The 12,317-nt window shown below is 69.0% G+C and carries 15 protein-coding genes; 9 read left to right on the top strand and 6 right to left on the bottom strand.

All coding sequences use genetic code 11. From position 1 onward, the window contains the following. Positions 1 to 49: 49 nt before the first annotated feature. Complete coding sequence (locus tag CFB46_RS16760; RefSeq protein WP_089500542.1) at positions 50 to 1,066, bottom strand: alpha/beta fold hydrolase; 1,017 nt, start codon at positions 1,064 to 1,066, stop codon at positions 50 to 52. A 306-nt stretch (positions 1,067 to 1,372) separates the two neighbouring features. Between CFB46_RS16760 and CFB46_RS16755 the strand changes: the two genes are divergently transcribed. From CFB46_RS16755 to pqqE, 6 genes are all read left to right on the top strand, one after another. Beyond that, entirely contained in the window at positions 1,373 to 3,403 is a 2,031-nt protein-coding gene (locus CFB46_RS16755) for a sigma-54-dependent Fis family transcriptional regulator (protein WP_089500541.1), read from the top strand. A gap of 313 nt (positions 3,404 to 3,716) precedes the next feature. Beyond that, positions 3,717 to 3,791 carry a pyrroloquinoline quinone precursor peptide PqqA gene (gene pqqA, locus CFB46_RS16745; protein WP_006485436.1) on the top strand — a complete coding sequence of 25 codons (75 nt, stop codon included), beginning with the start codon at positions 3,717 to 3,719 and terminating at the stop codon, positions 3,789 to 3,791. A 60-nt stretch (positions 3,792 to 3,851) separates the two neighbouring features. Further along, a complete protein-coding gene (gene pqqB / locus CFB46_RS16740; protein ID WP_089500540.1) occupies positions 3,852 to 4,775 on the top strand; it encodes a pyrroloquinoline quinone biosynthesis protein PqqB in 924 nt (307 codons plus the stop codon). Positions 4,776 to 4,777: 2 nt separating this feature from the next. Continuing rightward, complete coding sequence (gene pqqC / locus CFB46_RS16735; RefSeq protein WP_089500539.1) at positions 4,778 to 5,497, top strand: pyrroloquinoline-quinone synthase PqqC; 720 nt, start codon at positions 4,778 to 4,780, stop codon at positions 5,495 to 5,497. After that, the gene (gene pqqD / locus CFB46_RS16730; RefSeq protein WP_006480620.1) at positions 5,494 to 5,775 is read left to right on the top strand and encodes a pyrroloquinoline quinone biosynthesis peptide chaperone PqqD; all 282 of its coding nucleotides are present in this window, start codon (positions 5,494 to 5,496) and stop codon (positions 5,773 to 5,775) included. Before pqqC ends, pqqD begins: the two co-directional genes overlap by 4 nt. Before the next feature lies 1 nt (position 5,776). Next, positions 5,777 to 6,916, top strand: a complete 1,140-nt coding sequence (gene pqqE / locus CFB46_RS16725; protein WP_089500538.1) for a pyrroloquinoline quinone biosynthesis protein PqqE — start codon at positions 5,777 to 5,779, stop codon at positions 6,914 to 6,916. Between the two features lie 320 nt (positions 6,917 to 7,236). Here the strand turns inward: pqqE and CFB46_RS35915 are convergent, their stop codons facing one another. Further along, positions 7,237 to 7,386 carry a hypothetical protein gene (locus CFB46_RS35915; protein WP_158683528.1) on the bottom strand — a complete coding sequence of 50 codons (150 nt, stop codon included), beginning with the start codon at positions 7,384 to 7,386 and terminating at the stop codon, positions 7,237 to 7,239. Between CFB46_RS35915 and CFB46_RS36445 the strand changes: the two genes are divergently transcribed. Next, entirely contained in the window at positions 7,328 to 7,834 is a 507-nt protein-coding gene (locus CFB46_RS36445) for an energy transducer TonB (protein WP_227789705.1), read from the top strand. The genes CFB46_RS35915 and CFB46_RS36445 overlap by 59 nt on opposite strands. Positions 7,835 to 7,852: 18 nt before the next feature. Here CFB46_RS36445 and CFB46_RS16715 read toward each other — a convergent pair whose 3' ends face one another. Further along, on the bottom strand, positions 7,853 to 8,191 hold the full coding sequence (locus CFB46_RS16715) for a helix-turn-helix domain-containing protein (RefSeq protein WP_012339501.1): 339 nt from the start codon (positions 8,189 to 8,191) through the stop codon (positions 7,853 to 7,855). A gap of 77 nt (positions 8,192 to 8,268) precedes the next feature. Here CFB46_RS16715 and CFB46_RS16710 point away from each other — a divergent pair, with 77 nt between their 5' ends. Together CFB46_RS16710 and CFB46_RS16705 are read left to right on the top strand one after the other, a co-directional pair. Continuing rightward, positions 8,269 to 9,168 (top strand): hypothetical protein, encoded by a 900-nt coding sequence (locus tag CFB46_RS16710; protein ID WP_089500536.1) that lies wholly within the window; start codon positions 8,269 to 8,271, stop codon positions 9,166 to 9,168. Positions 9,169 to 9,376: 208 nt separating this feature from the next. Continuing rightward, positions 9,377 to 9,607 carry a hypothetical protein gene (locus CFB46_RS16705; protein ID WP_027781357.1) on the top strand — a complete coding sequence of 77 codons (231 nt, stop codon included), beginning with the start codon at positions 9,377 to 9,379 and terminating at the stop codon, positions 9,605 to 9,607. Between the two features lie 159 nt (positions 9,608 to 9,766). Here the strand turns inward: CFB46_RS16705 and CFB46_RS16700 are convergent, their stop codons facing one another. The 3 genes from CFB46_RS16700 to CFB46_RS16690 all read right to left on the bottom strand — a co-directional run bounded on the left by CFB46_RS16700 (position 9,767) and on the right by CFB46_RS16690 (position 12,294). Further along, entirely contained in the window at positions 9,767 to 10,642 is an 876-nt protein-coding gene (locus CFB46_RS16700; protein WP_179235077.1) for an alpha/beta hydrolase, read from the bottom strand. 108 nt (positions 10,643 to 10,750) lie between these two features. Beyond that, entirely contained in the window at positions 10,751 to 11,491 is a 741-nt protein-coding gene (locus CFB46_RS16695) for an alpha/beta fold hydrolase (RefSeq protein ID WP_089500534.1), read from the bottom strand. Beyond that, complete coding sequence (locus tag CFB46_RS16690; protein WP_089500533.1) at positions 11,488 to 12,294, bottom strand: DinB family protein; 807 nt, start codon at positions 12,292 to 12,294, stop codon at positions 11,488 to 11,490. Before CFB46_RS16690 ends, CFB46_RS16695 begins: the two co-directional genes overlap by 4 nt. Between the last annotated feature and the right edge of the window lie 23 nt (positions 12,295 to 12,317).

Genomic DNA, 12,317 nt, shown 5'->3' with positions numbered 1-12,317 from the left:
CGGCGGCCGCGTGCGTGGTCGCGTCATGACCCGAATGGGCGCGGGGCCGTCACGTGAACGGCACCGCCGCGAACATCGCATTCACGGCGCGTGCGACGCTGCGGGCCAACGCGGGTTCGCTGGCCAGATGCCCGGCCTTCACGCATTCGATTCCCGCCTCGGGAGCGGCTCGCGCGAGGCGCTCGACATTGCCGACCGGGCAAACGGGATCGTGCATCCCGTGCGCGGCGAATAGAGGCACGCGGGCCTGTGCGGCCCGTCGCGCGAGCGCGAGCACGCGGCGCTCGCCGAGCCAGCAATCGTGTTGCAGGTAGTGCGCCTGGATCCGGTATTTGTCGATCAGCCGGCCGACGGTCTTCGCCGAGCGGATCGCGCGCACGGGCGAGCGGCGCGTGTGTGCCGATGCGAGGACGGCGTTTTCGTACGCGCGCCACGCGAGCGCCACGGCGCGCTGCCGGGCGGGGCTCGCGCCGTGGCGCAGCCGCTGCGCGCAGCGCGACAGCAGGCGATCCGGCCGGCCGCCGCCGGCCGCCGCATGCAGGCGTCGCCATTCGCGCGGCGCACGCGAGCGGGACGTCATGAAGAGCCCGCGGACTTCGCGTGGCGACGTCAGGAACAGGCCGCGCAGCACGACGCCCGTCACCCGCTCCGGATGCGTGCCCGCATACGCGAGTGCGAGCGCGGCGCCCCATGATCCGCCGACGACGCCCCAGCGTGCGATGCCGAGCTGCTCGCGCACGGCCTCCAGATCCGCGATCAACTGCGTGGTGTTGTTGTGGCGGGTGCCGCCGCGCGGAGCCGATGCGCCCGCGCCGCGCTGGTCGACGAGCACGACGCGCACGCGGGTGAGGTCGAACAGCCGCAGGATGCCGGCCTGGCTGCCGCTGCCGGGGCCGCCGTGCAGCACGACGACCGGATGGCCTTGCGCGGCGCCGGCCACGGCGAATGCGATCGATTGCGCGTCGCGGTGCAGGCGTCGGCGAACGGGCGTGGCCGGCGACGCCGGCGTGTCGGGCAAGACCCGCGGTGCGGGTGACAGCGTGGATCGAATCGGGCGACGCGTCATGTCGATAGGGTTCGGGCGGAATCGAGGGAGGCAACCGTCACTCGGCCGGGCAGCGGCCGGATGCGTTCTGCGATCAAGCTAGAAACGCGCCAGCCCCGAAGATACGGATTCGCACGGGTAGCCAGGCGTCGGCAAATCGCGGTATCACGAACGTCTGGCCGTCGCGCGACACGCCGCCGTCGCCGCCCGGTCGATCGATTACATCGTGCTTTCAATTCTTGTCGGGGCGTCAGCGTGGCCCGATGCTTGCTTGCAATGACGGCAAAGAGTCCGGCAGTTGACCGGAAGGATCCCCCGGAGGAGACAATGCGCGATGACGTAGAGCAGGCGGCCGGATCATGGGCCGCGCATCCCGCCGGCTGGCCCGCACCGTCGATCCAGAAGGCTCACGAGCGTTCGGAGACGTTCGGCCTGCAGGTATCGGCACGTCCCGACTACGACGTGCTGTCGAACGCGGCGCTGGTGCTCAAGCGCGAGCAGAGCCGGGTGCTGTGCGTGCACGCGATGCCGGTGATGGAGACGCTTCACGAGCAGATCGTCAACACGCAGAGCATGATCGTGCTGACCGATGCGGAAGGGCTGATCCTGCATTCGATCGGCGACGACGATTTCCTGCGCCGCGCGGAGAAGGTCGCGCTGCGCCCGGGCGCGAACTGGGCGGAGAACCGGCAGGGCACCAACGCGATCGGCACGGCGCTGGCCGAGCTGTGCCCGATGGTCGTCCACGGCGACCAGCACTTCCTGGCCGCGAACCGCTTCCTGACCTGTTCGAGCGTGCCGATCCTCGATCCGTACGGCGATGCGATCGGCGTGCTCGACGTGACGGGCGACCACCGCAGCTATCACCAGCACACGATGGCGCTCGCGAAGATGTCGGTGCAGATGATCGAGAATCACCTGTTTACGACGACGTTCCAGGAAACGCTGCAGGTGTCGTTCCATGGCCGCCCCGAGTTCCTCGGCACGCTGATGGAAGGAATCGTCGCGTTCACCGCCGACGGCCGCTTCCTGTCGGCCAATCGCAGCGCGCAGTTCCAGCTCGGCATGCCGCTCGCCGCGCTGCGCGCGCACACGCTGTCGTCGCTGTTCGACGTCACCAGTGCGCAGCTGATCGACCGCATGCGCGCGAGTACCGACCGGCATCTGATGCTGAATCTCGGCAACGGCGCGGTGGTCTGCGCACGCGTGCACTTCCGCCGCGCGACGCTCGCCGAAGGCAGCCGGCCGACGGACGTCCACGACGCGGGGGCGCCGGGCGCACGCGCGAACGCGGTGCCCGCACCGGCGGCGGGCTCGTCGGCCGGCCTGTCGCGGCTCAACTATCTCGACACCGGCGATGCGCAGGTCGCGTGCGTGATCGCGAAGGTGCGCAAGGTGATCGGCAAGGACATCCCGATCCTGATCACCGGCGAGACCGGCACCGGCAAGGAACTGCTCGCGCAGGCGATCCACAACGACTCGCCGCGGCGCGACGCGCCGTTCGTCGCGGTCAACTGCGCGTCGATTCCGGAGACGCTGATCGAGTCCGAGCTGTTCGGCTACGAGGAGGGCGCGTTTACCGGCGCGCGCCGCAAGGGGGCGATCGGCAAGCTGCTGCAGGCGAACGGCGGCACGCTGTTCCTCGACGAGATCGGCGACATGCCGTATCCGCTGCAGGTGCGGCTGCTGCGCGTGTTGCAGGAGCGTCTCGTGAACCCGCTCGGATCGACGAAGACGATCGCCGTGGACATCGCGATCATCTGCGCGACGCACCGCGATCTGCGCGAGATGATCGCGCAGAACCGTTTTCGCGAGGATCTCTACTACCGGCTGAACGGCCTCGTGGTGCGCCTGCCGCCGTTGCGCGACCGCACGGATCTCGCGGTCGTCGTGCAGAAGATGCTGCAACGCGAGGCGTTCGCGGGCCCGGGCCGGCCGCCCTTGTCGGTCGCGCCGGACGTGATGGCGCTGTTCGTGCGCTGCACGTGGCCGGGCAATTTCCGCCAGCTCGGCAATCTGCTGCGCACGGCGGCGGCCATGGTCGACGACGACGGCGAAATCCGGCGCGAGCACCTGCCGGACGACTTCTTCGACGACCTGCGGCGCGGCGATGCGCAGGTTATGCAGGCCACGCCCGATGCCCCCGCCGCGGCGGGCGCCGGGCCTTGTATTGCCGACGCGTTGCCGCCCGCCGACGCGCGTCTCCAGGATGTCGCCGCATCCGCGATCGCCGCCGCGCTAGCCCGCCATGGCGGCAACGTGTCCGCCGCGGCGCGCGCGCTCGGCGTCTCGCGCAACACGATCTACCGGAAGATGCCGGCTGCCGACGCGGGCCGTCTTCCGCCCGACGAAAGCTGACGCGCAGCCGTCGCGAGCTGCGCGACCTGTCACAGCCGGTGTGTCAAGTTGCAACACCGGTGTTCAACGATTCAACACTTGTGACCACTCGCTGGCATCGCGCCGCCGGGGTGGCGGCACGCATTCGCGCGAATCGTGTCGGCGATTCGTAAGGATTGCGTCCCGATGCCCGGAGGACGGCCGTCCATCGCCGCCGCGCCGCCGAAATACGGCTTCGGCACGCTCCTTGCTGAAGAGAAACCGACCGCTCGATTGCCGCGGTTGTTCGACTCACCAGCAACGCATCAATCATCAACTCGACAGGAGACACACCATGCAGTGGACGACACCGTCTTATACCGACCTGCGCTTCGGCTTCGAAATCACGATGTACATCGCCAACCGCTGATTGCCGTGCGTGCCGCCCGTTTCGCCGTGGTCGGCGCGGGCGGCCTCGGGAGCTGACGCCATGAAGGTCAAGATACTCGGTTCGGGAGCCGGCGGCGGCCTGCCGCAATGGAACTGCAATTGCGCGAACTGCCGCCGTGCGCGCAGCGGCAGCGGCCACGTGCTGCCGCGCACGCAGTCGTCGATCGCGGTCAGCGACGACGGCGTCGACTGGGTCCTCGTCAACGCGTCGCCCGACATTCTTTCCCAGTTGCGCGCGGATCCGGACCTGCAACCGGCGCGCGCGATCCGCGACAGCGGCATCGCCGCCGTCGTGCTGTGCGACGCGCAGATCGATCATGTGACGGGCCTGCTGATGCTGCGCGAGCGCTCGACGCCGCTGCCACTCTACGCGAGCGTGCCGGTGCTCGACGACCTGTCGACCGGCTTGCCGCTCGTGCCGCTGCTCGGCCATTACTGCGGCGTCGCCGCGCACACGATCGTGCCCGGCGAGCCGTTCGCGGTGCCGGCGGCGAGCGGGATCCGCTTTACCGCGATCGCCGTCGACAGCAAGCCGCCGCCTTATTCGCCGCGACGCGCGGCGGCCGCGCCCGGCGACAACATCGCGCTGTCGATCGAAGATGTCGCGAGCGGGCGGCGCGCATTCTATGCGCCGGGGCTCGCGTCGGTCACCGACGACGTGCGCGCGGCAATGGACGGCGCCGATCTCGTGCTGGTGGACGGCACGTTCTGGACCGGGACCGAGATGATCGATCTCGGCCTGTCGGGCAAGCACGCGGCCGACATGGGGCATCTCGCGCAGTGCGCGGAAGCCGGGCGGCCCGGCATGATCGACTGGCTCGACATGCTGCCCGCGCGAACGCGCAAGGTGCTCACGCACATCAACAACACGAACCCGATTCTCGATCCGCATTCCGTCGAGCACGCGCACCTGCGCGCGCATGGCATCGACGTCGCACACGACGGCATGCAATTCCAGGTCTGACGATGAACGCACCGATCCCCGCTACGGCGTTGCACGCGACGCCCTGGACCGCGACCGAATTCGAGGCGCGCCTGCGTGCGCTCGAATCGCGCTATCACATCCATCATCCGTTCAACCGGCGGCTCAACAGCGGTGCCTGTTCGCCCGCGCAGATCCGCGGCTGGGTCGCGAACCGCTTCTACTACCAGATCTGCATCCCGCTCAAGGATGCGGCGATCCTGTCGAACTGCCCCGACCGCGATACGCGGCGCCGCTGGATTCAGCGGCTGATCGACCACGACGGGCAGGGCGACAACGAAGGCGGCATCGAGGCGTGGGTGCGGCTCGGCGAGGCATGCGGCCTCACGCGTGCCGAACTGTGGTCGCTCGAGCACGTGCTGCCCGGCGTGCGTTTCGCGGTGGACGCGTACGTGAATTTCGCGCGACGCGCGCCATGGCAGGAAGCCGTGTGCTCGTCGCTGACCGAGATGTTCGCGCCGCAGATTCATCTCGACCGGCTCGCGGGCTGGCCGTCGCATTACCCGTGGATCGAGCCGGCCGGGCTGCATTATTTCCGCAGCCGCGTGCCGCTCGCGCAGCGCGACGTCGAGCATGGGCTCGCGGTCACGCTCGCGCATTTCACGACACCGGAGGCGCAGCAGCGCGCGCTCGGCATTCTGCAATTCAAGCTCGACATCCTGTGGTCGATGCTCGACGCCGTCGAAAAGGCCTACCCGCTATGAACGCGATCGAAGCCGCCAGCGGCGTGCCGCTGCGCCCCTGCCTCAGGGGCATGTACCGCCTGCAATGGGAGGCGGCCCAGGATGCGTACGTGCTTCTCTATCCGGAGGGCATGGTCAAGCTCAACCCGAGTGCGGGCGAGATTCTCGCGCGCTGCGACGGCACGCGCGAACTGGACGACATCATCGGCGAACTCGAGCGCCTGTTCATGCAATCGGATCTCGCGACCGACGTCTACCGTTTTCTCGATCACGCGCGGCTGCGCGGCTGGCTGGACTGACATGACGCCCGACACTTCCCGTCCTTCCGCGCCGCTGTGGCTGCTCGCGGAACTCACGTACCGCTGCCCGCTGCACTGCGCGTTCTGCTACAACCCGATCGACTTCGCGACGCACGGCGCGGAACTCGACACCGACGCATGGCGCACGGTCATCAGCGATGCGCGCGCGCTCGGCGCCGCGCAAATCGGCTTCTCGGGCGGCGAGCCGCTGCAGCGCGGCGACCTCGAGATGCTCGTCGCGCATGCGCGCGGGCTCGGCTTCTATACGAACCTGATCACGTCGGGCATCGGGCTGAACGTCGCGCGCATCGAGCGGCTCAAGGCCGCCGGGCTCGACCACATCCAGTTGTCGCTGCAGGATTCGACGCGCGAGCTGAACGATTTCCTGACCAGCACGCGCACGTTCGAACTGAAGCGCGACGTGGCGCGGCTGATCAAGGCGCATGGCTACCCGATGGTGCTCAACTGCGTGCTGCATCGCTACAACCTGCCGCACGTGGGGCAGATCATCGAGATGGCGCTCGATCTCGGCGCCGATTACCTGGAGCTCGCGAACACGCAGTACTACGGCTGGGCGATGCTCAATCGCGACCAGCTGATGCCGACCGTCGAGCAGGTGCGCGAGGCCGAGGAAACGGTCAATCGCTATCGCAAGCTGATCGGCGAGCGCTGCAAGATCCTGTTCGTCGTGCCCGACTATTTCGAGCGCCGCCCGAAGGCCTGCATGAACGGCTGGGGCTCGGTGTTCCTCGGCGTCGCACCGGACGGCACCGCGCTGCCGTGTCATGCCGCTCGGTCGCTGCCGGGGCTCGCGCTGCCGAACGTGCGCGACCGGTCGCTGCGGGAAATCTGGTACGACAGCGATGCGTTCAACGCGTTTCGCGGCGAAGACTGGATGAGAGAGCCGTGTCGCACGTGCGACGAGCGTCATGCGGATCACGGCGGTTGCCGATGCCAGGCCTACCTGCTGGCCGGCGATCCGAAGGAGGCCGATCCGGTGTGCGCGAAGTCCGCGCATCACGATCAGATCGAACAGGCCGTGCAGTTCGCGCGACGTCGGGCGCCGCGCGACGAACAGCCGCTGGTTTTTCGCAGCAAGGAGAATTCGCTCGCGCAATGCGGCGCGGCGTGCGACGGCTGACGGGGCACGGCCGGGACGGCGGCAGCGGCGACTGAGGCGGCGCGACGCGATGGATATCGGAAGGGTCGATACGCAGTCCTCTTAATATCCTCGGCGCGATTGGCGCGTGCAAGGACGGCCGAACGCTGGACGGAGAGCATGATGCGGACCGCTGCTTTCAGCATGCGACAGACGAGCGGGGCGCGCAGGATCGTCGACGATCGCGCCGGCCCGCGCGGCCCGCGCATCGCATTGGCTGCCGCTGCGGCCTGTGTGCTGCACGCGGGCGTATTGATGCTGCTCGCACGCGAACCGGCCGTGCGCAGCGTGCCCGTGCAACGTCAGGTGATGGTGGCGATGCTGATTGCGCCGCCACCGGCGGTGTCGCCGATGGCGGCTTCCGCGACGCAATCGAAGGCTGCGTCGCGCGCGATGCAGCGCGCGGCGTCCGTATCCCGCTCGCCGGCGAGCGCCAAATCATCGGCGATCAAACCGGCCGCATCCGACCGAACCAGGCCGCCCTCGCACGATGCGTCCGCACCATCCCGGCCCGCGCCATCCGCGACGGCCGACGAGCGGCGTGACACACCACGCGACGATGCGACACCCGATGCCACGCATACACAAGCCCAATTACCGGCATCTCCGGCGCCCGCAACGCCGCGTTTCGTCGCGCGTCCCGAATGTGCGCTGCCCCCACCCGACTACCCGCCGCAGTCGTTGCGCACCGGCGAGCACGGCACCGCGCTCGTCGAGCTGGAAACCGATGCGTCAGGCCGGGTGGTCGCCGCGCGTGTCGTAGCCGGCAGCGGCTATCCGCGTCTCGATGCAGCGGCGCGCGACGCGGTGCTCGCGAGCCGCTGCGCCACGCATGCGGAGAACGGCGCGCCGTCGCCGATACGGGCGCGCGTGCCGATCACGTTCAATCTCGATGAATGACCGGGCACGCCGACGACGTCACCCGTCGTCGGCCTTCGCCTGCAAATCCTTCAGCCCCTGAATCACGACCAGCAGCGCCCGGCCGTGCTCGTCCGAGCCGTCCCACGCGTCGACGATCGCGTCGCGCAGCAGGTCGTTGTACCGGCGGCGCGACGGCTCCGTATCGACACCATAGAAACTGCATAGCTTGTTGAATGGCGCGCTGCGGCGCAGCCGGCGCCCGTTCGACAGCCGCAGGCGCGACACGGTTGGCTGGCTGACCCCGGAAAGTCGCGCGATTTCGCTGGACGAGCGTGTATCTGCCATCAGGCGGCGCAACAGGTCTTGAACGGGAAAATCTTGGTCCGGGGCTTCCATGTGATGCATTATACCTATACAGTTACGGCTGTTGAATGGGCTTGCTGTCAGCAGCGAGGCTGTATCCCGAGAAAGTGATGACACTGAAACACCTCCCACCCACGTTCTGCTGGACCAAGATCGGTACCGAGTCCGGCGAGGAACTGCCGACCGTCGTGCTCCGCAAGGAATGGGAGCGCCGGCTCGGGGGCGGGCGTTTTCTGTGGGGCATCAACCAGCCGCTCGGCAGCAGCGCGCAAGTCGCCGCGCATCGCACGGGCTCGCTGCTCGCGCTGTTTTCGCCGGTCGCGTCGCGCCCGCGCGCGGGCGAGCGCAAGGACGCGCTGCTGTGGAACGCCTGGGTCGACGCAAGCGGGCAGGTGCGGCCCTTGCCGCCGCATACGTTCATCGCCAGCCGTTCGACGTTGCCGTCGGGCCGGCGTCGCGAGCAGCACTACGCGCTCGTGTGCGCGTCGTCCACCGCGCTGACGGTCGGCACGCAGTTGCGCGTGTTTCCCGACCACCTGCGCAGCGTGAGCACCGGCAGGCCGCTGGGCGTCGCGCAGGGAGCGGCCGTGGTCGACTGCATCGGGCGTGCGAAGGAGCAGACGGGCAAGAGCTATCCGCTCGCGCTGTCCGTGGAGCTCGAAGCACCGTATTTCGTGCGGCTTGCGCAGCCGTGCGTGCTGAAGGCACGCGATCTCGCGGAAGTGAACAAGGCCACGCGCGCGGGGGATTTCGATCGTTTCGTCGAGCTGGTCGCGCGCTTGCGCGGCCGCGCGCCGACGGACGCCGTGCGCGGCGTCACGCGCGATCTGTTCGATGTGCCGCCGATCGAAACGGCGGCCGCGTATGTGGCGCCCGCGCATGTCGCGCGCATGCGCCACCGGCCGGCGGTCGAGCATCCGCGCGAGCTCACCGGCGATCTGTTCGACCTGTCGCCGGGCGAGGCAGCCGCGTTCGCCGGGCTGGCCCATCCGCGCGTCGGGCGCGCGTGACGGCGCGCGCGAAGTCGTTCGCGCAAGAATTTGTTGCAATCTCGCCGTAGCGGATCGGCGAGCGCGGAGGGACAATCGGCACGAAGCGCGCGGTGCGGCGGCCGATGCGTCGACAATGCGACGGGTCGTGGTTCACGCCGCCGACATGCGTACCACGCACACTGAGCGTCGGCGTGCTTCACACTGTAATCCCGAGGGAGGAGTGTCGATGTCGACCCACATCTGTTCGCAGGAAGCACGGGCCGCACAACGCTTCGTCGAAGCGACGCGCAACGTGGATCAGGCATTTCGCGCGGTGCGCGGCGAAGGCGACGACGACGGCTCGTCGGCCGAATACGCACGCGCGATGTCGCGTCTCGATCGCGCACTCGACGAGCTGGCGCGTGCACAGGAGTTCTTCGATCGCATCGTCGGCGCGAGCACCACGCACGACAACTGACGGTTTCGTCGTTTCTCTTTTTCGCGCGTCGAGCGACGCGCATTCATCTTCTTGCCGGGCGCGCATGCCAGGCATGCCGGTTCGTCATCCCGTTTCGATCTCCGACGTCAGGCCCTGGCGGCCTTCGGCAGGACAGCCGCTGTAACGGGCAGCCGTGCGTCAGCCCGCGCGCGTCATGCCCGGCGCGGACGGCGCGGCACGAGACGCGTAGCCGCGATGCTGGAACGAGGTCGCGAAAAACCGCATCTGATAGCGGATCGCATTCGCCCAGTAATCCCACGTATGGCCGCCCGGCCGCTCCGCATAGTCGTGCGGCACGCCGAGCGCGACGAGCCGTTCATGCAGCGTGCGGTTCGAGCCGACGAACGCATCGTCGCGGCCGCAATCGATCGTCAGGTCGAGACGTGCGCGCACGAACGCCCGCGCGTTTTCGACGATCACGTTGCGGTTCCAGAACGACGGATGGCGGCCGGGATCGCCGAACACGTGGTCGATGCCCGGCTCGTCCGTGCAGCAGCGCGGATCGACCGCGCCGCTGATGCTGCCGACCGCGCCGAACGTGTCGGGCCGGTCGAGCGCGATGCGCAGTGCGCCGAAGCCGCCCATGCTGAGCCCGGTGATCGCGCGCGCGTGCTGGGCCGCTATCGTACGGAAATGCAGGTCGACATAGGACACGACTTCATCGCCGATGAAGGTCTCGTAGCGGCTGCCCGAATCGAACGGGCTGTCGATGTACCAGCTTTCATGCCCGCCGTCGGGCATCACGAGGATCACGCGATAGCGGTCGGCCAGCGCGGCGATGCGCGTGTTCGACGTCCAGTCGGTATGGTCGCCGCCCGAGCCGTGCAGCAGATAGACGACAGGGTAGCGTTCGCCGTGGTTGTCGCGCGCGTAATCGTCGGGCAGCACGATGGTGGCCTTCAGCGTCTCGCTCATCGCGGCGCTCGGGATCGCGACGACCCGCGCATGGAATGCGAAAGCAGGGCTCGTGACGGCGAGCAGCAGAAGCAGCCAGAAGGTACGTGCCAGGCGCATCGATCCTTGCATGTGTCGACCCAGTCCGGCCCGAGGCCGGGAAAACCCTGTTCCGGCGACTCTAGCAACCGCGCCTTTCAACCATATTTCGGCGAATCCTACGGGTTGTCAGGTGGACGGCTTGCATACGATGCGCGCGATGGCGGCGCGCAGCGCATCGGGCTGCTCGGCCGCGATCAGGTGCCCGCAGCCGGCGATCGTGTCGAAGCCGGCGCAGTGCGCGAGCGCATGCTCGGGCACGTGCCAGCCCGCGCGCGAGCGTTCGCCGGCGATCAACCAGACGGGGTGACGCTCGAACACCTGCGCGAGCGCCGGCAGGTAGCCCGCGGCGCCGGTCGTTTCGATCACCGAGCGGCCCATCGCGCGCAGCGTCGATGCCGGCTGATGCGCGAGCCAGCGGCGTGCGTCGTCGAGCTGGCCCGGCGACGGGGCGTCGATCGCGCCGCGCAGCCAGTCGAGCGGGGCCGCGCGCAGGCCGTCGAGCATCGCCTCGGCTTCGCCCGGCGTCATGCGGCCGACCGATGCCGACCAGAACGCATCGTCGAACGTGAAATTGCCTTCGACGTTGACGATGCGCCGCACGCGTTCGGGGTGCGCGTGCGCGAACAGCATCGCGATCGCGCCGCCGACCGAATGGCCGACGACATCGACCGGCTGCATGCCGAGGTGCGTATCGACGGTTTGCCGCACGTGCTCGACCTGCGCGGCAAGCGAGATCGCGTCGGGCGGCGTGGCGCGATGCGCGCCGTAGCCGAGCAGGTCGGGGCGCAGATGCGGGCCGTTCCATCCGCGCACGTCGAACGTGCCGATGAAACCGTGAATGAAGACGACGGGTGCGGGCGGGATCATGCGGCGTGCACGGAAGGAAGCGGCGGCAATTCGAGTTCGGCGAGCAGTTCGTCGAGTTCGAGCATGTGCGTGCGGTCGTGATCGAGCAGCTCGCGCACGAGTTCGTCGAGCGACATGCGGCGGATGCCGTCGCGCAGCCCGCAGCGTGCGAGTTGCGACGGCTCCAGCGCGGCCGCGGTCGCGCACAGCGCGGCGCGACCGCGGCCGAACGCCGCGACGGCGAGATCGAGCGGCTGCGCGAGATAGTTGCGTTGCGCGGCGAGCGCGGTGCCGTCGACGGACTCGATCATGGGCAGCTCGGCCGTGCGCACGGCGTCGATGCGCGCGGCGAACACCGCATCGAGATCGCGCAGGTGGCACGCATGTTCGACGAGCGAGAAGCCGGTGCCGGCCGGCCGGCGCGTGGCCAGCACCGCCGGTACATGCGCCGCACAGGCGGCGAGCCGCTCGGGCATGCGAGCCAGCGCGGCGACGACGTCGGCGAACGGCAGCCGGTGCGGGTGCGCGCTGAATACCGCGCCATAGCTGAACAGCGCACCGCCGAGCCGCCCGCGCGCCTGCACGACCTCGTGGCCGTGGCGGCGCATGACGTCGGCGACCATCGCGCCGCAGAACTGGCGGGCCGTCGTGTCGGCTTCGACTTCGGGGAACGTGCGCGCGATCTCGTCCTGGATCGCGCCGACCGCGGCGACGCCGACGCGCGACAGCGCCGCGAACTCGAGATAGCGCTCGGGCTGGTCGATCAGCGCTTCGAGCTGGGCGCCGAGCGCGGTCAAGCGGAAACGGTCGAAACGGGAATGCATGGCGGAGCCCTACCGACTAACGT

The sequence above is a fragment of the Burkholderia sp. HI2761 genome (assembly GCF_002223355.1).
In the GTDB taxonomy this organism is placed as follows: domain Bacteria; phylum Pseudomonadota; class Gammaproteobacteria; order Burkholderiales; family Burkholderiaceae; genus Burkholderia.
This window is presented reverse-complemented; position numbering and strand designations above follow the sequence as displayed.